At 56.5% G+C, this 20,548-nt stretch carries 16 protein-coding genes; 7 read left to right on the top strand and 9 right to left on the bottom strand.

The window, feature by feature from the left end; translation table 11 throughout:
• Nucleotides 1–137 precede the first annotated feature (137 nt).
• The 3 genes from ABD920_RS00635 to ABD920_RS00645 all read right to left on the bottom strand — a co-directional run bounded on the left by ABD920_RS00635 (nucleotide 138) and on the right by ABD920_RS00645 (nucleotide 3,500).
• Nucleotides 138–1,226, bottom strand: a complete 1,089-nt coding sequence (locus ABD920_RS00635) for an amidohydrolase family protein (protein WP_345156194.1) — start codon at nucleotides 1,224–1,226, stop codon at nucleotides 138–140.
• 132 nt (nucleotides 1,227–1,358) lie between these two features.
• Complete coding sequence (locus tag ABD920_RS00640; RefSeq protein ID WP_345156195.1) at nucleotides 1,359–2,687, bottom strand: PQQ-dependent sugar dehydrogenase; 1,329 nt, start codon at nucleotides 2,685–2,687, stop codon at nucleotides 1,359–1,361.
• A 273-nt stretch (nucleotides 2,688–2,960) separates the two neighbouring features.
• A complete protein-coding gene (locus tag ABD920_RS00645; protein WP_345156196.1) occupies nucleotides 2,961–3,500 on the bottom strand; it encodes a 3-hydroxyanthranilate 3,4-dioxygenase in 540 nt (179 codons plus the stop codon).
• A 120-nt stretch (nucleotides 3,501–3,620) separates the two neighbouring features.
• Here ABD920_RS00645 and ABD920_RS00650 point away from each other — a divergent pair, with 120 nt between their 5' ends.
• The 3 genes from ABD920_RS00650 (at nucleotide 3,621) to ABD920_RS00660 (ending at nucleotide 7,661) form a co-directional block, all read left to right on the top strand.
• The gene (locus ABD920_RS00650) at nucleotides 3,621–4,409 is read left to right on the top strand and encodes an SDR family oxidoreductase (protein WP_345156197.1); all 789 of its coding nucleotides are present in this window, start codon (nucleotides 3,621–3,623) and stop codon (nucleotides 4,407–4,409) included.
• Between the two features lie 315 nt (nucleotides 4,410–4,724).
• The gene (locus tag ABD920_RS00655; protein WP_345156198.1) at nucleotides 4,725–6,170 is read left to right on the top strand and encodes an aldehyde dehydrogenase; all 1,446 of its coding nucleotides are present in this window, start codon (nucleotides 4,725–4,727) and stop codon (nucleotides 6,168–6,170) included.
• A gap of 216 nt (nucleotides 6,171–6,386) precedes the next feature.
• Nucleotides 6,387–7,661 (top strand): chloride channel protein, encoded by a 1,275-nt coding sequence (locus ABD920_RS00660; protein ID WP_345156199.1) that lies wholly within the window; start codon nucleotides 6,387–6,389, stop codon nucleotides 7,659–7,661.
• Between the two features lie 159 nt (nucleotides 7,662–7,820).
• Here the strand turns inward: ABD920_RS00660 and ABD920_RS00665 are convergent, their stop codons facing one another.
• The 3 genes from ABD920_RS00665 to ABD920_RS00675 form a co-directional block, all read right to left on the bottom strand.
• Entirely contained in the window at nucleotides 7,821–10,058 is a 2,238-nt protein-coding gene (locus tag ABD920_RS00665; RefSeq protein WP_345156200.1) for a S9 family peptidase, read from the bottom strand.
• A gap of 179 nt (nucleotides 10,059–10,237) precedes the next feature.
• Nucleotides 10,238–11,803, bottom strand: coding sequence for an OmpP1/FadL family transporter (locus ABD920_RS00670; RefSeq protein ID WP_345156201.1), 1,566 nt, complete (start codon nucleotides 11,801–11,803; stop codon nucleotides 10,238–10,240).
• Between the two features lie 36 nt (nucleotides 11,804–11,839).
• Complete coding sequence (locus tag ABD920_RS00675; RefSeq protein WP_345156202.1) at nucleotides 11,840–13,054, bottom strand: hypothetical protein; 1,215 nt, start codon at nucleotides 13,052–13,054, stop codon at nucleotides 11,840–11,842.
• Nucleotides 13,055–13,251: 197 nt separating this feature from the next.
• Between ABD920_RS00675 and proS the strand changes: the two genes are divergently transcribed.
• From proS to floA, 3 genes are all read left to right on the top strand, one after another.
• Nucleotides 13,252–14,730: a proline--tRNA ligase gene (gene proS / locus ABD920_RS00680; protein WP_345156203.1), complete on the top strand. Its 1,479-nt coding sequence runs from the start codon at nucleotides 13,252–13,254 to the stop codon at nucleotides 14,728–14,730.
• Nucleotides 14,731–15,013: 283 nt separating this feature from the next.
• A complete protein-coding gene (locus ABD920_RS00685; RefSeq protein ID WP_345156204.1) occupies nucleotides 15,014–15,487 on the top strand; it encodes an NfeD family protein in 474 nt (157 codons plus the stop codon).
• Between the two features lie 11 nt (nucleotides 15,488–15,498).
• Nucleotides 15,499–16,488, top strand: a complete 990-nt coding sequence (gene floA, locus ABD920_RS00690; protein ID WP_345156205.1) for a flotillin-like protein FloA — start codon at nucleotides 15,499–15,501, stop codon at nucleotides 16,486–16,488.
• A gap of 210 nt (nucleotides 16,489–16,698) precedes the next feature.
• Here floA and ABD920_RS00695 read toward each other — a convergent pair whose 3' ends face one another.
• From ABD920_RS00695 to ABD920_RS00705, 3 genes are all read right to left on the bottom strand, one after another.
• Nucleotides 16,699–17,088, bottom strand: coding sequence for a Dabb family protein (locus ABD920_RS00695; protein ID WP_345156206.1), 390 nt, complete (start codon nucleotides 17,086–17,088; stop codon nucleotides 16,699–16,701).
• Nucleotides 17,089–17,260: 172 nt separating this feature from the next.
• Complete coding sequence (locus tag ABD920_RS00700) at nucleotides 17,261–18,379, bottom strand: redoxin family protein (protein WP_345156207.1); 1,119 nt, start codon at nucleotides 18,377–18,379, stop codon at nucleotides 17,261–17,263.
• A 211-nt stretch (nucleotides 18,380–18,590) separates the two neighbouring features.
• Nucleotides 18,591–19,430, bottom strand: a complete 840-nt coding sequence (locus tag ABD920_RS00705) for a hypothetical protein (RefSeq protein ID WP_345156208.1) — start codon at nucleotides 19,428–19,430, stop codon at nucleotides 18,591–18,593.
• Nucleotides 19,431–19,533: 103 nt separating this feature from the next.
• On the opposite strand from ABD920_RS00705, the gene ABD920_RS00710 reads away from it, so the two are divergent.
• Nucleotides 19,534–20,508, top strand: coding sequence for an isopenicillin N synthase family dioxygenase (locus tag ABD920_RS00710; protein WP_345156209.1), 975 nt, complete (start codon nucleotides 19,534–19,536; stop codon nucleotides 20,506–20,508).
• The last annotated feature ends 40 nt before the right edge of the window (nucleotides 20,509–20,548 follow it).

Below are 20,548 nucleotides of genomic sequence, written 5' to 3' on the forward strand. Positions count from 1 at the left end.
AGATTTTATTTTCACAACTATATCTCCAGCTATAGTCTCTCAAGCGTGGAGGAAGCAAAATCAGACGCCCCTCCTTGGATAAGGAGGGGCAAGGGTGGTTGTTGGATACTCCATGATGATGCAGTGCCGCTAAAGAATCAAACACCTTTCGCAACTGGCGCGGCGCTTCCCTTCACAAACTGCTCCTTTCTCAGGTTCAGCCACTCCAGGGCGGTGCCGTGCAGCATGCGGTCCTTGGTGGCGCGGTCATACGGCATGGATTCGATGAGCTGGCCCGGCTCCAGTTCACCCAGCGGGAACGGGTAATCGGTGCCGAGGGCGATGCAGTTTGCCCCCACCAGGTCCACCAGGTACTCCAGCACCTTCGGCTCGTGCACCAGCGAATCGAGGTAAAACCTGCCCAGGTACTCGCGGGGATTCACGTTGTTGTCGACCGCGCACAGGTCCGGGCGGACCTCGAAGCCGTGGGCGATGCGCCCGATGGTCGCCGGGAAGGAGCCGCCGCCATGCGCAAAAGCCACGCGCAGCTTCGGCAGGCGCTCCAGCACGCCCCCGAATATCATGGAGCAGATGGCCAGGCTCGTTTCGGCGGGCATGCCCACCAGCCACGGCAGCCAGTATTTGCTCATCTTCTTCTTGCCGTACATGTCCCAGGGGTGCACGAACACGGCGGCGCCCAGTGCTTCCGCCGCCTCAAAAACAGGGAAAAGGAAAGGGGAATCGAGGTTATACTCGTTGATGTGCGTGCCGATCTGTACGCCTGCCAGGCCCAGTTCTTTCACGCATCGCTCCAGTTCTTTCACCGCCAGGTCCGGCGCCTGCATCGGCAGCGTGCCCAGCCCCACGAAGCGATCCGGGTAATCGGCCACCACCCCGGCGATATGGTCGTTCAGCATTCGGGAGAGGTCGTAGGTGTGCTCCGGCTTAGCCCAGTAGTTAAACATGACCGGCACCGTGCTGAGCACCTGCACCCCTACGTGGTGCCGGCTGCACTCGTGCATACGCACCTTCGGGTCCCAGCAGTTGTCCTGTACCTCGCGGAAGAACTTGTCGTCCATCATCATGCGGGCACAGCAGGGCTTGTGGTGCTCCAGCCGCACAAAGCCGCCATAGCCGTAGCGCTCCCGCAGGTCCGGCCATGTGCGCGGCAGTATGTGCGTGTGGATGTCGATCTTAAAAAGGTCGGCTCCCGCTGTGGGCGAGGCTTGGGGCTTTTTCTGGTGCATGTTATCAAACAGGATGAAAGTGGTCTGCTTGCCGGCTGTGCTGCAAAGGGCAATCCAACAAGATACAGATTTTCTTCTTTCTACGCACGTTTGGCGGCAAAAGCTTCCGCGAGCCCAAGTCTCATCCGCACGCTATGGCCGGGCACTCACCCGCCAGATGGTGTTGCTGGTATCGTCGGCCACGAGCAGCGAGCCGTCAGGCAGAACAGCGATGCCTACCGGGCGCCCATATACCTCATCGCCGCCGCCATCAGCCACAAACCCTGTCAGGAAATCCTCTGGCGGCCCTGAGGGCGTACCGTTGCGGAAAGGCACAAACACTACCTTGTACCCCACCAGCTCTGACCGCCGCCAAGAACCGTGCTGCCCGACAAACGCCCCGTTGCGGTATCTCTCCGGAAAGGAAGTCTTGTCATAAAATGCCAGGCCCAGCGAGGCTGTGTGCGACCCAAGCGGCACATCCGGCACAAGGGCCTTCGCTACCAGCCCGGGTTGCTGCCCCGCCCACTCCGGGTCTTCGTTGGGGCCGAAGTACGCGTAGGGCCAGCCGTAAAAGCCTCCCTCCTGCACACGCGTCAGGTAATCAGGCACCAGGTCGTCTCCCAGGTCGTCGCGCTCGTTCACGGACGTCCAGAGCGTGTTGGTGCCGGGCGCCCAGCCCATGCCCACCGGGTTGCGCAGGCCGCTGGCATAGACGCGTTCGCCGGTGCCGTCGGGGTTTATCTCCAAGATGTTCGCGCGCCGGGTTTCTTGGTCCATGCCGTGCTCACCGTGGTCGCTCGCCGACCCGACCGCCACATACAGCCTGGAGCCGGCTGCGTTGGCGATGATGTTGCGCGTCCAGTGGTTGTTGTAGCCTCCGGCAGGCAGGTCCAGTATTTTCTCTCTTTTTGATGAAATTCTTGTCTGCCCGGTTTGGTATGGGTAGCGCCATATGCCATCGGTGTTGGCCACGTAGAAGCTGCTGTCCAGCACCAGCATACCGAACGGCTGGTTCAAGTCACTCAGGAAAACCTCCCGCACCTCTGGCTTGCCATCCTTGTCGGTGTCCCTGAAAAGCGTGATGCGGTTTGCGCTGTTGCCCAGGGCCATCGACTTTGTGATGCCCACCAGTTTAGCGCCGAGCCGCTTCCAGTAACCGACCTCAGTGCTTGCTTCTGCTACCAACACATCGCCGTTCGGGGTAACGTAGAGCCAGCGCGGGTTCTGCAGGCCATCGGCGTATTTTGTCACGGTAAAACCTGCGGGCGCCTTGGGTGTGCGGCCGGCTTCCCACCCGATCACGTTGCTGAAGTTCCGGCCGGATTCTGTGGCATGCGGCGGCGGCAGGGTTACCTGTAGCCCGGCAGGCGTCTCAATTGTCCTGGCCTGCTCCTGCACCACCCGAGGCTGAGAGTTGCATCCTGCTATAATGGCTGCAGTTGCCAAGGGGAGTGTTATATATAAGTGGCGTTTTTTCATAGTGCTGCATGAGTCCTTGCCTATTAAAGCCCGGCAGGCACAGTTTTGTTTCAGCCATATAGACGGCAACTGCCGCCGGAGACCCCGCACAGGCAACAGGCTATATAAGCTGGGGAAGGAACCTGCCCGAGAAGGAGGAACATTCTTAGAGCAATCCTATCCTGTATAATGCTTCTGTATAGGATAAACACGTCGCCCCCAAACAGCACACCCTCGCCGAACCGCCTTGAGCAAAGCAGGTTCAGCGAGGGTGCTATATAAGTTGTGTTGGCTTTATTGTTTCGCCTCGGCGGGCAGCACCGGAGGCTGCATCACTTCGCCGCAGTTTTTGCAGGTGCGGTGCTCCTCGCTCTTCCAGAAGTTATCCATGATCACGGGCAGCTGCCCTACAATGTCGGTCACGTCGGCGTACTCCTCATATAGCTTGTTGCCGCAGTTCTCGCAGAACCACAGGAAGCCGTCCTTCTCCCCTGCTTTGCGGTAGCGCTCCAGCACAAGGCCCACGGTGTTGGCCGGGCGGCGCGGGGAGTGCGGCACGCGTGGCGGCAGCAGGAAAATCTCCCCTTCCCTGATCGGGATATCTACGGGTTTGCCGTCCTCGATGACCTTCAGCACAATGTCGCCCTCGAGCTGGTAAAAGAACTCCTCGCCTTCGTCGTAGTGGTAATCTTTGCGGGCATTGGGTCCACCTACCACCATCACAATAAAATCGTCGTTGCCTTTGAACACCTGCTGGTTGCCCACGGGCGGCTTCAGCAGGTGCCGGTTTTCGTCAATCCAGGCTTTGAAGTTAAAAGGTCGTGTTATAGCCATCGCTCTGTCTCGTTAGGTTGATACATGAAGGTACGCAAAAGCAGCTACAAATGGTAACCCGCCCACCTGCTGCAGGCAGATGGCAGCGCAAGTTTACGCTGATTTCCGTACATTTAATCTATGAACTTAGACCTGAAAAACAAACGCGCCATTGTATGCGGCAGCACCCAAGGTATTGGCAAGGCGGTGGCCTTAGAGCTGGCAGCTTTAGGAGCCAGTGTTACCCTGGTGGCCCGCAACGAAGAGAAACTGAAAGAAGTAACCGGGGAGCTTCACCAGGCCAGCGGGCAGCAGCATGATTACATCGTGGCTGACTTCTCGGACCCGGACGAGGTGTACCTCCAGGTAAACGCCTATGTGCAGCAACTGCAGGAAGTACACATCCTCGTCAACAACACTGGTGGCCCTCCGGGCGGCCCCATCCTCGAGGCCTCACCGGACGAGTTCCTGAAGGCGTTTAACATGCACCTCATCAACAACCACCAAATGACGCAGGCCGTGGTGCCGCTCATGAAAAAAGCCGGGTACGGGCGCATCATCAACATCATCAGCACCTCCGTGAAAGAGCCCATCGCCGGCCTGGGCGTATCGAACACCACGCGCGGGGCGGTAGCCAGCTGGGCCAAAACAATGGCCAGTGAACTGGGTCCGTACGGCATCACGGTGAACAACGTGCTGCCTGGCTCCACCAAAACAAGCCGCATTTACTCGCTGGTGGAGAGCCGGGCAGCGAAAGCGGGTCGCAGCAAAGAGGAAGTGCAGCAGGAGATGGAAGCCGCCATACCCGCCCGCCGCTTTGCCGAGCCCGAGGAAGTCGCCGCCGCCGCCGCTTTCCTGGCCACACCCGCCGCCGCCTATATAAACGGTGTCAGCCTGGCCGTAGACGGGGGCAGGACTGGGAGTATATGATTGGCGGGTGTTGATTGTTCTGAAACTGTAATCCAACCACCCCTGCCCCTCCTTGTCTAAGGAGGGGAGCCTGTCTTTGCTTCCGCCAAACTTAGAGACTATAGCAGGAGATATGGTTGTGAAAACAAACTCACCATATATAGCTAAGCGCTTGCGATAAGCAGGAAAGGAGAAGGACTAAGGAAAACTCCCCTCCTGGGGTAGGCCCCCCCGAAAAGGACAAGGAGGGGCAGGGGTGGTTGGACCCGGTACTGCAACCACAAACCCCAACGGCCACCCATAATTTCTAATTTTTAATTTCTAATTACCCTCGCAGTGAAGCAGCTCCAGAACTACATCAACGGCCAGCTCATCGCGCCAGTGGCGGGACAGTACATCGACAATTACAACCCGGCCACCGGTGCGGTATATAGCCTCATCCCCGACTCGGATGCGGAGGACGTGGAACGTGCGGTACAGGCGGCGCAGGCGGCTTTTCCGGCATGGTCTAAAACGCCTGCCGAGAAGCGCGGGCAGGTCCTGATGCGCATCGCTGACCTGATCGACCAGCACCTGGACCGCCTGGCCGAAGCCGAATCCATAGACAATGGCAAGCCGCTGAAACTGGCGAAGACGGTGGATATACCGCGGGCCAGCAGCAACATGCGGTTTTATGGGACGGCTATTCAACATTTCGCTTCGGAGGCGCACTATATGGAGGGCACGGAAGCGATCAACTATACGGTGCGGCATCCGTACGGGGTGGCGGGCTGCATTTCGCCGTGGAACCTGCCGCTGTACCTGTTTACCTGGAAAATCGCCCCTGCCCTGGCTGCCGGAAACTGTGTGGTGGCAAAGCCTTCCGAAGTAACGCCCATGACGGCTTACCTGCTGTCGGAAATTTGCAGGGAGGCGGGTTTACCCGCCGGTGTCCTCAACATCGTGCACGGCTACGGGCATAAAGTGGGTGCGGCCATTGTCGCGCACCCGAAGGTGCCGGTCATCTCTTTCACGGGCGGCACCGCGACGGGACGCTCCATTGCCGCTACGGCAGCGCCCATGTTCAAGAAACTGTCGCTGGAGTTGGGAGGCAAGAACCCGAACATCATCTTCGCCGACTGCGATTTTTACAGTGCGCTCCATACCTCCGTCCAATCCTCGTTTGCCAACCAGGGCCAGATCTGCCTCTGCGGCTCCCGCATTTTTATACAGCGCCCGCTCTATGAACGGTTCAGGGAGGCGTTTGTAGCGAAGGCCAGGGGCCTGGCTGTGGGCGATCCGCTGGAGAAGGGCACGCAGCAGGGAGCCGTGGTTTCGGAACAGCATATGCAGAAAGTGCTGTCCTATATAGAGCTGGCAAAGCAGGAAGGCGGCAACATCCTAACAGGAGGGCATCAAGTGCGGGTAGCTGGCCGCTGCGCCAGAGGCTGGTTTATCGCCCCGACCGTTATCGAGGGCCTTCCCTACAACTGCCGCACCAACACCGAGGAAATCTTCGGCCCCGTCGTTACGCTTACGCCTTTCGACACCGAGGAAGAAGTGCTGCAGTATGCCAACTGCACCGACTACGGCCTCTCCGCCACCATCTGGACACAGAACCTTGCCCGTGCCCACCGCGTGGCGCACCAACTGCATTCCGGCATCATCTGGATCAACACCTGGCTCCTCCGCGATTTACGGACTCCGTTCGGCGGCATGAAAAACTCCGGCGTCGGCAGGGAAGGCGGCTTTGAGGCGCTGCGTTTCTTCACCGAGCCGCAGAACGTTTGTGTGAAGCTGTAAAAAGACAGAGCAAGCCCTTTTCAAGTTAGAGAAACAATGCATTAGCCATATACCCCAACACCCTTGTTATTCTGAAAGCATGGTACGGGCAAACCACAACAGCTTAAGCTCCCTTCCAACAGGATTCTCCCAGCATGACAGGAAAGACGCATTACTACCCTATAGTTAACTTCCTTCCCGTTCCTTGCCCCATCATTTTCTCCTTACCTTTGCCGCATGAAGTACAATAAGGCAAAACGGTTCATTCTGCTCCGGGACCGGCTAAATTACCCGCTTCGGTTCAACCCGTTCGTTTTCAGCAAATTATTCTTTCTTTGGGTGGCAGTTGGCGTGGTTGGGGGTATAATCGCAGGCTCTTACTGGATTGTGCTGGAAACCATGATGCACTTCCTGGCGCAGTTTCAGGGCCTCGTTATTATCCCATTGATGGCTACCGCTGGCTTGCTGGCAGGCCTGATCATCCACTACCTCGGTGACCCCGGCGAGATGGACCTGATCGTGAATAACATCCGTTTTAAGGGCGGAAAGCTGGAGCCGAAGAACAACCCGGCCATGATCCTGTCTTCGCTACTGTGCATTGCCAGCGGGGGCAGTGCCGGCCCGGAAGCGCCGCTGGTGCAGGTCACCGGCTCCACAGGTTCTTGGATCGCGCGCAAGCTGAAATTCAAAGGCGAAGACCTTCGCTCGCTGACGATTGCCGGCATGGCCTCCGGCTTCACCGCCTTGTTTGGTGCACCGCTGGGTGGAAGCCTTTTCTCGCTTGAGATTCTGCACCACCGGCACGTAGTCGAGTATTACCAGGCGCTCATTCCCGCGTTTGTGGCCAGCTGCTCCAGCTATGTCATTTTTATCCTGATCACCCAAATCGGGATCGGCCCCACCTGGCTGTTCCCGGTCTACACCACCCCTGAGGTAAATGATTTCTTCTATGCGATGCTCTATGCGCTGGCAGGCACGGCCGTTGGCTGGCTGTTTATTTTCACGGTTCGGCAGAGCAAGTACGCTTTCAGCCTGGTCCCGATGCCCATCTTTATCAGGATGGCCATCGGCGGTTTGCTGATCGGTACGATCGCCTATTACGTTCCGCTCACGCGCTACTTCAGCCACGACGAGTTAGCAGAGTTGCTCCGGCATGAGTTTTCACTCGAATTCCTGGCCGCGCTCCTGATCGCGAAAATCTTCGCCATCAGTCTGACGGTTACGTCCGGCTGGCGCGGCGGTTTTATCATCCCGCTGTTCTTTGTCGGTGCCACCACGGGCCTGATCATCAACACCGCTTTCCCGGGCCAGAACCTCCCGCTGATCATGGTCAGCTGCATGGCCGCCATCAACGCCTGCGTCACGCGCACGCCCATCAGCACCATTATCCTGCTGTCCACCTTAACCGGCTTCCACCAGTTTATCCCCATCATGTTCGCCAGCCTGACGGGCTTTTTCCTGGCGCCCAAAACGCCACTGATAAATGCCCAACTGGGTGTGAAGGAGGAGTAAAAAAGACCGTTTTACAGGAAACCATATATAAACAGGAAGGCATATATAAACAGGAAGGCATATATAAACAGGAAGGCATATATAAACAGGAAGGCATATATAAACAGGAAGGCCCGCCGTACGGCGGGCCTTCCTGTTTATATATGGATGCGACAGTTCTTACTGGTTTACTTCAGACCCCTCCGGGTTGATCAGCTTGCGCTCCAAGAAATTCGTCATCATGTTGAAGCGGTGCAGGCTGGTAACGCCCCCCCCGATGCCGTGGTTGCGGTTCGGGTAGTAGAAGCTCTCGAACTGCTTGTTGGCACTGATCAGGGCATCCTGCATCGCCACTGAGTTCTGGAAGTGCACATTGTCATCGCCCGAGCCGTGGATCAGCAGCAGGTCGCCCTGCAGTTGGTCGGCAAAAAACAGCGGAGAATTGTCGTCGTAGCCGGCCGCGTTTTCCTGCGGCGTTTTCAGGTAGCGCTCGGTGTAGATAGAGTCATAGAACCTCCAGTTGGTTACCGGGGCCACGGAAATCCCTGCCCGGAACACGCCTTCGCCTTTGGTGAGGCCCAGCAGCGCCATATACCCCCCGAAGCTGTGGCCCCAGATACCGATGCGGTCTTTATCGACATACGGCTGCTTGCCCAGCCATTTGGCGGCCTCTACCTGGTCCTCAATCTCATACTTGCCCAGGTTGGCGTAGGTGACTTTCTTGAAATCCGCGCCGCGTGCGCCCGTGCCGCGGTTGTCCACGCTCACCACAAGCAGCCCTTTGTCGGCTAGCATCTGGTGCCACAGGTAGTTGCTGCCGCCCCAGCTGTTGGTCACCGTTTGCGAACCCGGCCCGCCATATACGAACATCAGCACCGGGTACTTCTTGCTTGGGTCAAAATCCGTTGGCTTAATCATCCAGCCGTTCAGTTTGGTGCCGTCGGCGGTGTTCAGGGTAAAGAACTCCTGCTTGGCAATGTCGTACTGGGCCAGCGTTTTTTTCAGCTTCTCGTTATCCTCCAGCACCTTGATCAGCTTGCCGTCTTTGGCGGTGTGCAGGCTCACGGTTGGCGGCGTGTTGGCGGCAGAGTAATAATCAAGGTAGTACTTGAAATCATTGCTCATGTTGATGTCGTGCGTACCGGATTTCTCTGTCAGGCGCTGCTTCTTTCTGCCTTTGCTGCTGATGCTGTACAGGTGGCGGTCCAGCGGCGACACTTCAGTGGACATATAATACAGGCGGTCGTTCTTCTCGTCGTACCCCACAAACTCGCTCACCTCCCAATCGCCATCCGTGATCTGGCGCACCAGCTTGCCGTCCATTTTGTAGAGGTACAGGTGGTTGAATCCGTCTTTCTCTGAGGTATGGATAAAGTTCTTGCCATCCTCCAGGTAGGTCAGGTCGTCGGTGACATCGATGTAGGTCTTGCTGGTTTCCTTCAGCACCACATCAGCCTTGCCGGTGGTGGCGTTGGCGTGCAGAATCTCCAGGGTGTTCTGCAGGCGGTTCATTTTCTGGATGGAGAGCAGGTTCGGGTTGTCCGTCCACTTGATGCGGGGGATATAGACATCCGCCTCGTTGCCGGTTTCCATTTTCACAGTTTGGCCGCTGTTCACGTCATACACCGACACTTTCACTTTCGAGTTGGCTTCTCCGGCTTTCGGGTACTTGAACTTGTAGTCCTGCGGGTACAGCTCGCCCCACATTTGCATGTTAAACTCCGGCACATTGGCCTCATCGAAGGTATAGAAAGCGATCTTCTTGCCGTCCGGAGACCAGTGGAAGCCCTTGGCAAAAGAGAACTCCTCTTCGTACACCCAGTCAGAATACCCGTTGATGATGGAGTTGAACTTGCCGTCGGTGGTGATCTGCGTTTCCTTCATGCCGCTCAGGTCGGTCACAAACATATTGTTCTCGCGTGCAAACGCCACCCGCTTGCCGTCCGGCGAGAAGGTGGCATATAACTGCTTGCCGCCGTCGCTGAGCTTGGTCAGCTTTTTGGAGGCGATGTCATATATATAAAAATCCGCTTTGGACGAGCGGCGGTAGATCTGCTCGGTGTCGGTAGCGAACAGCACCTTCTGCTCGTCTGAGGAGAAGGTGTAATCGTCGTACTGGATGGGGGCGTTGCCGCCTGCCGGCACCAGGTTCTCGCCCTCGATGATGGTGGCTACGGGCTGTCCGGTGGTGACGTCATACTTGACGATGTCATATGCCTTGTTCTTCTCGTCCGGCACCGTGGAGCTGTAGTAGCGTCCATCGTTCATCCAGTTCACGCCGTAAACTGACTCTCCCCGGAAGGTGCCTTTCTGGTATATATCCTCTACCGTGATAGCCTTCTTCTGCTGCGCCTGCGCTATAAAGGAGAGGCAAAGCAGCACGGCGGTCAATAAATTCGTTTTTCGTTTAAGATGCATGCGTTCTATGGGTTGTTGTCTCTGCTATAAATTTAAATCAATAATATCGTTCCGCCATAGCTCGTAGCCAAAACCGTACCTCTACAGGCCGCCGGCGCTTCACAGACGGCAGCAAACGGAAAAGACAGCCCCTTTGCCGGAACTGCCTTTTCTATATATAAGCTATATATGGTTTTTACTTAGAAGTTGTATCCTACTGTCAGCAGCACCGAGTTCTGCCTGTTCGCCACGTCAACTACCGGCTCTCCGCCCTCAGAAGAGAACTGGTAGGGAGAGAAGCGGCTATCGCTCTTGCTGCTGACAAAGGCCAGGTCAGCATAGTAGTTCTGAAGCCGTACCCCTGCCCCTACGGAGAAGGATTTTACGGCGCCATCCAGGGCAGCGCTCTGGTAAGGGTCTCCGGAGTAGGCATAACCCACACGCACCCTGAATGCCTCGTAACGCCCCTCTGCCCCTATCTTGTAGTTCATGGCCGATTGGTAGATGTTAGCGATGTTGCTGTTCACGTCTCTGTAATAGCTGGTGGTGCCTGTGCCTAACTCGTCATCCTCTTTAAAGCGGCTCTTGGCGTAATCCACATATTCCACATCACCGGTTATAAAACCATACTTGCCGATAAAAACGGCCACGCCACCTGTGGCTCTGAAAGGCGTGGTGAGCCGGTACGTAAACTCTCCCGGGTCCTCAAACGCCTCAATGCTTTCCGGCGCCCCGGTAGCGGGGTTCAGCGTGGTGGAGCCCAGCGAGCGCTGGTAGGTATCTGTCAGGGTATAGGCGGTTGGTGTCTGGATGCTGGCGCCGATACGCAGGGCATCAATGGGCCTCGCGATCACGCCCACCTTCAGGTTTACCCCTGCGCCGCGGGTGGTGAAATCGTCGTACAGTTCCAGGCTGTAATTACCCTCCAGATCCGGCGCGCCGTTTTCATCAAAGGTGGCGACGTACTGCCCCGATTCACGGAAAATGCTCTTCTGCGTAAAGTTCGTGGTCAAGATCCCGACAGATGCGCCTATATAGATCTTGTCGCGGAAGCTGGTGCCGACGCCAATGTCAATCTGATTCTGGGAGCCTCTGCGCTCGATCTCCTCACTTTGCGCGATATCGCCCATGCTGTAGAGAGGCTCGGCATATTGCCCCAGGTCATCCTCAAAAACATCAATCAGGTAATTGCTGTAGGCCAGGCCCTCGATCGTGTTGATCCCAAGGGCGTACTCATCGTCCAGGCTTTCCTCAAGCGTCTTGCCTGCCTCCAGTGCCCTGAGGTTTGCCTGCTCGGCAAAGTAGTCCACAATCGTGTTAGGCGGCTCCGAGGTGTTCTGGTAAGAGATCCGCTGGTTAAAGTTATTGAGCCGCGTGAAGCCTATCCCGAAGTTCAGGCCCCGCCAGTCGCTGTCGTCTTCGTCGCCTTTTCGGTTCGAGAGGATCAGGCTCGCCTGCGGGATAGTGAGCATGCTGCGCTCGTCTGATTGCGATGCCCCGCTTGCGCGGGCATCCGAGGTGCTATACTGTAGAGCCGGGGTAATGCTGAACTCTGAGCGGCGGAACATGCCGATACCGGCGGGGTTGCCTGCCAAGTTAGACACATCGGCGCCTAACGCTGTCTGTGCGCCTCCAATGCCTTGTGTGCGTGCAGAGCCTGCCACGCCCAGTTGAGTGTAGCGCAGGGCATCCACCTCGGTTTGAGCAAAAGCAGTTCCGCTCCAGCCCAGCGCGAACGCCAGGCTGGCCAAAACTATCTTTTTCATATGTCTGTAGGATTGAGCTTTTGTGATGATTGTTGATTAATTGCCTCTGCGCGGGCGGCCACCCCCACCGGAAGAGCCGCTGCTCTGGGCCGGACTGCTGGAAGGCGACGGGCTGCTTTCAAAAGAGCGCGACGGGCGGCTTTCGTAGGTGCGGACCGGCTGGCTCTCCTGTGTGCGGATAGGGCGGCTTTCGATGGTACGGGTTCTTTGCTGCTGCTGCTCAGGCTGTCGGTACTCCTGCGTACGGGTGCTGCGACGCTCTGTGCGGCCCGGTGTCAGCACGCGCTGCTGCTGTTGCTGTCTTTCCAGGGCAGGCTGCTCCTGGGTTGTGCGGCGCTGGCGGCTCTCGATGGTGCGGCTTGGCCGGGTTGGGCGGCTTTCCAGGGTGGCTTTGCTCTCCTGCGAGTTTGTAGGGGAACTTGCTGCTTCGCCTCTGCGTACAGGGCGGCTTACAGACTGCCTGCCTTCGCTGTTTTCGCCTTCGTACACATTGCCTCTGGCTGGCCTGCCCGCAGTAGAAGATCGCTCCGTTACAACTGCGCTACGTGTATCGCGGGGGCGATTCTGCAGGCGCACCGGGTTTGTGATCACCACAGGGCGATCGTAGAATCCGCCGTAGTATGGGTTGCTGGCATAGTACCCGTTGTGAAAGCCGTGGCGGTAACCGTTGTAGTAGTCGTAGCCATAGCTGCCCGGGAACCAGTTGCTGTAGGGGCGGTTGTAGAAGCCGTGGCCCCCCCAGCCCATGCCGTAGCTGATGCTCACGCTCAGGCCGTTGTTCCAGTAGGGGTTGCGGCGGAAGGAGCTGTAGTAAAACGGATCGTTGTAGAAAGGATCGTAGAACGGATCGTAGTACGCGTAGCTGGCCATGCGCGGCGAGTAGGCTGCGCCCCAGTACGGATCCACAAAAGAATAGCTCGGCTGGTACCAGTTGTCGCGGGGGTTGTAAGACCGCCCGTCGTAGTACTCCTCGCTGTAATAGTTATTTACCGCGGCTTCACTGCCCGCGTATTCAGGGTTCAGCACTTCGCCTTCGGAGAGCGCCTCCTCTGCTGCGGGCTCATCGTACTCCCGGTACTGCTGCTCCGCCGAGGCCGTTGCTTCTCCCGGCTCCTGCACGTACTCCGTTTTATCGGATGCGCTGTAGTACATATCGTCGTACTCCGTTGACTGCATCGCAATCGGGCTGCTGCAGCCCACCGCCATCAGCGCGAGCACGGGGGCTATCGTAAGTAAAGTATATTTTTTCATGGCTTGTGCTGGTAAAGAACTCCCTGAATTAGAGCTATATCAAAGATAAACACACAATGGCGCAATTCCTTGTCTATAGTGTAATATATTAACGTAATTTTGGGCCAGAATGATATGAGGCTTTTATACCTAAATAAGCAAAATCTATTCCAAAACACATTAAGAAGAAGCGTACTATAACAAAAAGAGTATAAATTATGAGCAAGGGGCTACCAAAGAGAAGCGAAGATTACTCGCTGTGGTATAATGAGCTGGTAAAAAAAGCAGGTCTGGCCGAGAATTCCGCCGTGCGCGGCTGCATGGTGATCAAGCCATATGGCTTCGCGATATGGGAGAAGATGCAGCGCGTGCTGGACGATATGTTTAAGGCGACCGGCCACCAAAACGCCTATTTCCCGTTGTTCGTGCCCAAGAGCTTATTTGAGGCCGAGGAACAGAACGCCGAGGGCTTTGCCAAGGAATGCGCTGTAGTGACGCACTACCGCCTGCAGACAGACCCCGATAACCCAGGCAAGCTCCGCGTAGACCCGAACGCGAAACTGGAGGAAGAGCTGATCGTGCGGCCTACCTCAGAGGCCATTATCTGGAGCACCTACAAAAACTGGATCCAGAGCTACCGCGACCTGCCCCTGCTGATAAACCAGTGGGCCAACGTGGTTCGCTGGGAGATGCGCACGCGCCTGTTCCTGCGCACGGCTGAGTTCCTGTGGCAGGAAGGCCACACCGCGCACAGCACCGCCGAAGAGGCCATTGCCGAGACAAAGCAGATGATGGAGGTATATGCCACCTTCGCCGAGCAATACATCGCCCTGCCCGTTATCCGCGGCGTGAAAACGCCAAGCGAGCGCTTTGCCGGCGCCCTGGACACTTACTGCATCGAGGGACTGATGCAGGACGGGAAGGCGCTGCAGGCAGGCACTTCCCACTTCCTGGGCCAGAACTTCGCCAAAGCCTTCGATGTGAAATTCGCCACAAAAGAGGGGGGCCTTGAGCACGTGTGGGGAACCTCGTGGGGAGTGAGCACGCGCCTGATGGGTGCGCTCGTGATGGCGCACTCCGACGACGAAGGGCTGGTGCTGCCCCCGAAACTGGCCCCGATCCAGGTGGTGATCGTGCCAATATACAAGGGCGAGGAGCAGTTTGCCCGGATCAGCGAAAAGGTGCACACGCTGAAGACGGAGCTGGAAGAAAAGGGCGTCAGCGTGAAGTACGATGACCGCGACACCGAGCGCCCGGGCTTTAAATTTGCGGAGTGGGAGCTGAAGGGGGTGCCGGTGCGCCTGGCCATCGGTGCCCGGGACCTGGAAAGCGGCACGGCCGAAGTGGCCCGCCGCGACACCAAGGAGAAGAGCACGCAGGCTTTCGACACCCTCGCCGACTATATACCCGCCCTGCTGGACGAAATACAGCAAAACATATATAACCGCGCCCTGAACTACCGCGAGCAGCACACCACCGAGGTGGACTCTTATGAGGAGTTTAAGGATGTGCTGGAGAACAAGGGCGGCTTTGTGCTGGCGCACTGGGACGGCACCGCCGAAACGGAGGAGCGCATCAAGGAAGAGACAAAGGCCACGATCCGCTGCATCGGCCTCAGCACAGAGGAGGAGGCAGGAGTGGATATGCTGACAGGCAAGCCGAGCAAGCAGCGGGTGTATTTCGCCAAGGCGTATTAGCAGCATCGTGTCTCGTTAATCGTTGCCCGTTTTTCGAGAGTGGCTGTAGCAACAGCCATATAGCAGCTACAGCCATATATAACACGTAAGGCAAGCGCCGCATCCCGCACCGGATGCGGCGCTGTTGTTTTGTGCTGCTTGTACCATACCTCCCCGGCTCCCACTGCCTATATGAAAGTAAGTTTCCCGGATATTTTTGCCTTGCGCCGCAGACAAAGATTAACCGAGGCGTCGAATTCGTAAATCTAAATCAGTATATTTACCTATATAAGCGCATCACCCTATGCTACTCGATTGGATTACAGTTGCATTGCTCATCGGCATCGGCCTGCTCCTCATTATTGTGGAGCTTATTTTTGTGCCGGGCACTACTGTTGTGGGCATACTCGGTTTTATACTCACCGCCATCGGCATCTGGATCGGCTATGCCGCGCTGGGCACCACCATCGGGCATATCATCCTGGCTACCACGGTTTTGATCGGGGCATTAACCTTTGTGTACAGCTTCCGCTCCGACAGCTGGTCGCATTTTGCTTTGAAGGACCAGAACCGCAGCCACGTAAATGAGGATACCCCCCACCTGCTGGAGGTTGGGGAGGTTGGGAAAACGATATCGGCCCTGCGCCCGCAGGGCACCGCGCTGTTTGCGGACCGCCACCACGAGGTGCAGACCCGGGGTGAGTTCGTTGCGCCCAACACCAATGTCCGCATTATCCGATTGCAACAGAATAAAATCACCGTAGAAGCTATCTCCTAACCCAACCCAAAATGGAAAACCTTTCCGTATTGCTCATTATCGCAGGCGTCATTGTGGCCCTGATCATCTTCCTGTACTTCGTGCCGATCAGCCTCTGGATCACCGCCCTGTTCTCCGGCGTGAAGGTTGGCCTCGCGGAACTGGTGTTTATGCGTATCCGGAAGGTGCCGCCGAGCCTCATCGTCAACTCCATGATCAATGCCACCAAGGCGGGCATCGACCTGACCACCACCGAGCTGGAGACGCACTACCTGGCGGGAGGCAACGTGCCCATGGTGATCAAGGCCCTGATCTCTGCTGACAAGGCCAACATTCCGTTGACTTTCAAACAGGCCACCGCCATCGACCTGGCAGGCCGCAACGTGTTTGAGGCCGTAACCACCTCTGTAAACCCGAAGGTGATCAACACGCCCAACGTGGCCGCCGTGGCGCAGGACGGCATCCAGCTGATCGCGAAGGCCCGCGTGACGGTGCGCGCCAATATAAAGCAGCTGGTTGGCGGTGCCGGCGAGGAGACCATCCTGGCCCGTGTGGGCGAGGGCATCGTCACCTCCATCGGCTCCTCTATCTCCCACAAAAGCGTGCTGGAGAACCCAGACATGATTTCGAAGCTGGTGCTGCAGAAAGGCCTGGACGCGGGCACAGCCTACGAAATCCTTTCCATCGATATAGCTGATATTGATGTGGGAGAGAACATCGGGGCGAAGCTGCAGATAGACCAGGCGGGGGCCGACCTGCGGGTAGCGGAGGCCAAGGCTGAAGAGCGCCGCGCCATGGCCGTGGCCGTGGAGCAGGAAATGAAGGCGAAGGCACAGGAGGCGCGCGCCGCTGTAATAGCCGCTGAAGTAGAGATTCCGCAGGCCATCGCCGCCGCTTTCCGCAGCGGCCAGCTGGGCATCATGGACTACTACCGCATGCAGAACATCCAGTCGGACACCGATATGCGCAACTCCATCGCCAACCCGGGCCAGGGCGGCACTAACAGGCCGAAGGACAGCTAAGCTGTTCTTACCCGCAAAAAAGGAAGCGGCCATACCTTATAAGAGTGTGGCCGCTTCCTTTTCTATGCTCTTGTATGCAGCAAACTTTTGAGAAGCCCTTAAATTCGAGAAACAGACACATTTACATAACTGTATGGTATCAAACTGAACTCATAACAGGTATAGATTTCGTTTTAGTGAATGGCTTTCCCCTTACTATATCCCCACAGTCTACTCTGTCCAGTAATCCACCACCATAACTTCTGCCAACAGAGGATCAGCTGATTTGCTGAAAGACTGATGGTCTGGATGGGCTCCGTAGGCAGCTAAATCTGTTTCATCCTTAACTGTAACGATAAAGCAGTGGGTAAACTTCCCGTTCTTTTTCTGAAATGACAGATCAGGGCCTCCTTCAAACGCAATTATCTGGGGGACTTTTCCCTTTAAGGCATGAAAGTCTTCTGTAACTTTCTTCATCTGCTCCGTAGTAACTTCGGGTTTGAACTTGAAAGCTACCACATGCCGCAGTTTCTCAGCTTTAGAATTACCGGCACTTAGAAGCAGGAACGGGCCGACACCCAAAAGCAGGACCACAAGTAGTGTAATCTTAATATTTTTCATATGTTATGGAAAGCTTGTTGAGCAGGAATTCATATATGATTTGAGTCTGTTGCAATTATCAAAACCTTTGACAGGAATCTGATTGCAGTTTTAGCCCACACTAACGCCACCTATATATAGCAGGAGGCAAGCAAGCTGTGTATGCCGGTTTTCAATTTAGGAGACGCTAAACTCAATAATACCGCCCCACCTGCTCTACAATCGCTTTCTTCATCTCGGACGGCACAATCGTGCCTTGCTTGCGGTACAATACGTTACCGCCTGGCTCAATCAACAGGGTGTAGGGCAAGGCGCCCTGCCACTCCGGGTCGATGGCCTCAATGAGTTTGTACTTGTCCTCGGAGTTGAAGAGGTAATTCTTGTTAGAGGCTTCTAACTTTTTCAGGGTCGCCAGCGCCTTATCTTTTTTGTCCGGCTTGTCGGCGCTGATGGTGATGAACTCGAAGTCGCGGTTGCGGTACATGCGGTTGATGTCCACAAAATCAGGCAGCTCCTGCACGCAGGGGCCGCACCAGGTGGCCCACACGTTAATCAGGCGCAATTTGTCGGAGTCGTTCTTCAGCAGCGCTCTCAGGGCAGGTTCATCAATCAGGTCCAGCGTCACCTCTTCCTTCGCCCACTGCGCCCTTGCCCGCTCAGCCATCTCTCTCTTATCGGCCCACTTAATGGAGCAGCCAAACGTTTTTGTCTTGGCGACCGGCACGGGTTTGCCAGCCAGCAGGGCATCCAGCGCCTGACGGGTGTCCTCGGCATTTGCGGAGCCGGGCTTCTCGGAGGCATCCAGCCGCCCGTTGTACCGCAGCTTGCGCTGCTGGTCGAACACGAAAACATGCGGCGTGGCGGCGGGGCCATATGCCAATGACATTTTCTGCGTCTCGCCGTCATATAGGTACGGGAAGTTATAGCCTTTTTCCTTTGCCCGCACTTTCATTTCCTCGAACGTGTCTCCCATATCGCTGTAGCCCAACTCATCCAGGCTGACCGCTTCCGGGTCATTCGGCGAAACGACGACCACAGCCACTCCCTTGCTTTTATAGTCTGCGGCGAGCGCCTTCATGCGGTCTTCGTAGGCCTGTGCCGTCGGGCAATGGTTGCAGGAGAAAATGACCGCCAGCACCTTCGCGTCAGCGAAGCTTTTCAGGGTGTAGGTCTTGCCGTCAGTGCCCGGCAGGCTGAAGTCCGGTGCAGGCGCCCCTATTTCCAAAGGCTTCGGGTCGGCTGCAAAGCCCCCAAAGGCTACCAGCAACAAAGAAAACAGCAGGATGCTCTTCTGTAAAACGGATTGTGACATAGCTATTTCTCTTAAGCGTTCTATATATAAGTTTCTGGCCAATCTTGATTTGTACATTTAATATATGAATTTATATCCTCACGGCAAGCACTAACCTTCTGTTATCTGCATATTTCAGCCCCAGAATAAATTGAATAACAGCCATATATAAAGCAAAACGCCCGTGCCAACAAATATGGCACGGGCGTTTGCTTTATATATAGCTAACAGCTTAGGCGGCGGGTTTCAGTGTGAAAGTGCGCGTCACGCTGTTGTAAGGGCCTGGCAGCACGTTTCCGCTATTATCCACCAGTTCCAGCTGGATGGTGTTCTCTCCCATCGGCAGGCCTTCCATGATGTAAGGCAGCCACCTGTCAAGCACAAACTCGGTGCCGTTGATGGTGGCCTTCACTTTGTTGCCGGTAGTGGACAGGTCTGTGTTCACGAGGTAGAAATCCAGCATGACCTGCTCCGTGTCCTTGCCCACGTACTCTCCCTTGGGGCGGCTGTAGAACATGTGCGGGGCCGAGAGGTCGAAGTTGAGACGCTCAGCCGGGCGGCCAACCGTTACCTTGCGCAGGTCGTAAGCGCCCTGGTGCTTCAGGCTCTCGTGGTACGAGCGCGACAGGAACGACAGGATCACGTGCTCGCCCTCTGTCATATCTTTGGTAAACTCAGTCTCGTAATGCGCGGTGTAAGGCTCGTTGTCCACGATGTTGTGGATATGCTGCCCCTGCTGCGAGTTGGCCAGGTGGTCGGCGTTAGAGTGCGGCGTCATGCGCGTCAGCTGGTAATTAGACAGGGTGTAGTCAAACTGTACAGGGCCGGGCTCCACCACACCTCCTGCCGGGGGCGTGTTCAGGCGCAGCTGTGACTCAGGGTAATTCTGTGAGTTGTTGAAGGCAAAAACCCGCAGGCCGTTTTTACTCATCACAGCACCAACCGGCACCGGACCATCCGCTAGCTGCGACACAGGAGTCTGGGTTTCGACATCCTGGGTCTGGCGGGCAGTGTCACAGGATGTGAACCCTACCAGGAGGGCCGAGGCCAGAAGCAAGTACGTTTTTTTCATCAATTTTGGGTTTAGTTAGCAACAGAGCTAAATTAGCGATTTTATTTTTTCCGTATATTGCGATCTACGTATAAATCACAAAAAAGTATACAGTTTTTACTATATGAGCGAAATATTATTTGACGAGGTTCCCTCGCTGGACCTGGCTGATTTTACCTCGGGGGATGCTGCGCGAAGGGCCCGGTTTGTGAAGCAGCTAAGCGACGCGTACCAGAATATCGGCTTCATCGCGCTGCGGAACCACGGCCTGAGCGATGCGCTGACCCAAAAGCTGTATGCTGCCACCAAGGCGTTCTTTGCGCTGCCTGACGAGGTAAAGCAAAAGTACGAGGTGCCGGAGCTGGCTGGCCAGCGCGGCTATGTGGGCAAGGGGAAAGAGCACGCCAAAGGCCGCAACACCGGCGACCTGAAGGAGTTCTACCACGTGGGCCAGGAGGTGACGGACAACGACCCGATCAAAGAGGAGTACCCGGACAACATTTTCCCGGAGGAGGTAGCGGAGTTCAGAGAAGTGACCCTGGAGGCATACCGCAAGCTGGAGGCGGCCGGCAAGCAGGTGTTGAAGGCCATTGCCATCAACCTGGGCCTGGAAGAGAACTACTTCGACGAGAAGGTGCACAACGGCAACAGCATCCTGCGCCCCATCCACTACTTCCCCATCGAGGACCCGGACAGCGTGCCGGCCGATGCGGTGCGGGCTGCCGAGCACGGCGACATTAACCTGATCACGCTGCTGATGGGCGCCAGCGCCGACGGCCTGCAGGTGCTGCGCCGCGACGGCAAGTGGATCCCGATCACGGCCTTGCCCGAGCAGGTGGTGGTGAACGTGGGCGATATGCTGGCCCGCCTCACCAACAACAAGCTCAAGTCGACCATCCACCGGGTGGTGAACCCGCCGCGCGAGCTGATGAACACCTCCCGTTTCTCTATCCCGTTCTTCATGCACCCACGCTCCGAAATGGACCTGACCTGCCTGGAGAGCTGCATCGACGCGCAAAACCCAAAGGCCTACCCGGACGCCACTGCCGGTGAATACCTGAACGAGCGCCTGGTAGAGCTTGGCCTGAAGAAAGCGTAAACGCACCGCCTGAAACTTTAAAAAGAGAGATAGTTAAAAC

The organism is Pontibacter saemangeumensis, assembly GCF_039541895.1.
In the GTDB taxonomy this organism is placed as follows: domain Bacteria; phylum Bacteroidota; class Bacteroidia; order Cytophagales; family Hymenobacteraceae; genus Pontibacter; species Pontibacter saemangeumensis.

What these genes read in the sequence shown, in the direction of transcription:
- ABD920_RS00695 (WP_345156206.1), bottom strand. Translation starts at nt 17,088, where the DNA reads ATGAAAAATATTAAGATTACACTACTTGTGGTCCTGCTTTTGGGTGTC.
- ABD920_RS00635 (WP_345156194.1), bottom strand. Translation starts at nt 1,226, where the DNA reads ATGCACCAGAAAAAGCCCCAAGCCTCGCCCACAGCGGGAGCCGACCTT.
- ABD920_RS00665 (WP_345156200.1), bottom strand. Translation starts at nt 10,058, where the DNA reads ATGCATCTTAAACGAAAAACGAATTTATTGACCGCCGTGCTGCTTTGC.
- ABD920_RS00650 (WP_345156197.1), top strand. Translation starts at nt 3,621, where the DNA reads ATGAACTTAGACCTGAAAAACAAACGCGCCATTGTATGCGGCAGCACC.
- floA (WP_345156205.1), top strand. Translation starts at nt 15,499, where the DNA reads ATGGAAAACCTTTCCGTATTGCTCATTATCGCAGGCGTCATTGTGGCC.
- ABD920_RS00685 (WP_345156204.1), top strand. Translation starts at nt 15,014, where the DNA reads ATGCTACTCGATTGGATTACAGTTGCATTGCTCATCGGCATCGGCCTG.
- ABD920_RS00640 (WP_345156195.1), bottom strand. Translation starts at nt 2,687, where the DNA reads ATGAAAAAACGCCACTTATATATAACACTCCCCTTGGCAACTGCAGCC.
- ABD920_RS00645 (WP_345156196.1), bottom strand. Translation starts at nt 3,500, where the DNA reads ATGGCTATAACACGACCTTTTAACTTCAAAGCCTGGATTGACGAAAAC.
- ABD920_RS00700 (WP_345156207.1), bottom strand. Translation starts at nt 18,379, where the DNA reads ATGTCACAATCCGTTTTACAGAAGAGCATCCTGCTGTTTTCTTTGTTG.
- ABD920_RS00675 (WP_345156202.1), bottom strand. Translation starts at nt 13,054, where the DNA reads ATGAAAAAATATACTTTACTTACGATAGCCCCCGTGCTCGCGCTGATG.
- ABD920_RS00705 (WP_345156208.1), bottom strand. Translation starts at nt 19,430, where the DNA reads ATGAAAAAAACGTACTTGCTTCTGGCCTCGGCCCTCCTGGTAGGGTTC.
- ABD920_RS00670 (WP_345156201.1), bottom strand. Translation starts at nt 11,803, where the DNA reads ATGAAAAAGATAGTTTTGGCCAGCCTGGCGTTCGCGCTGGGCTGGAGC.
- proS (WP_345156203.1), top strand. Translation starts at nt 13,252, where the DNA reads ATGAGCAAGGGGCTACCAAAGAGAAGCGAAGATTACTCGCTGTGGTAT.
- ABD920_RS00710 (WP_345156209.1), top strand. Translation starts at nt 19,534, where the DNA reads ATGAGCGAAATATTATTTGACGAGGTTCCCTCGCTGGACCTGGCTGAT.
- ABD920_RS00660 (WP_345156199.1), top strand. Translation starts at nt 6,387, where the DNA reads ATGAAGTACAATAAGGCAAAACGGTTCATTCTGCTCCGGGACCGGCTA.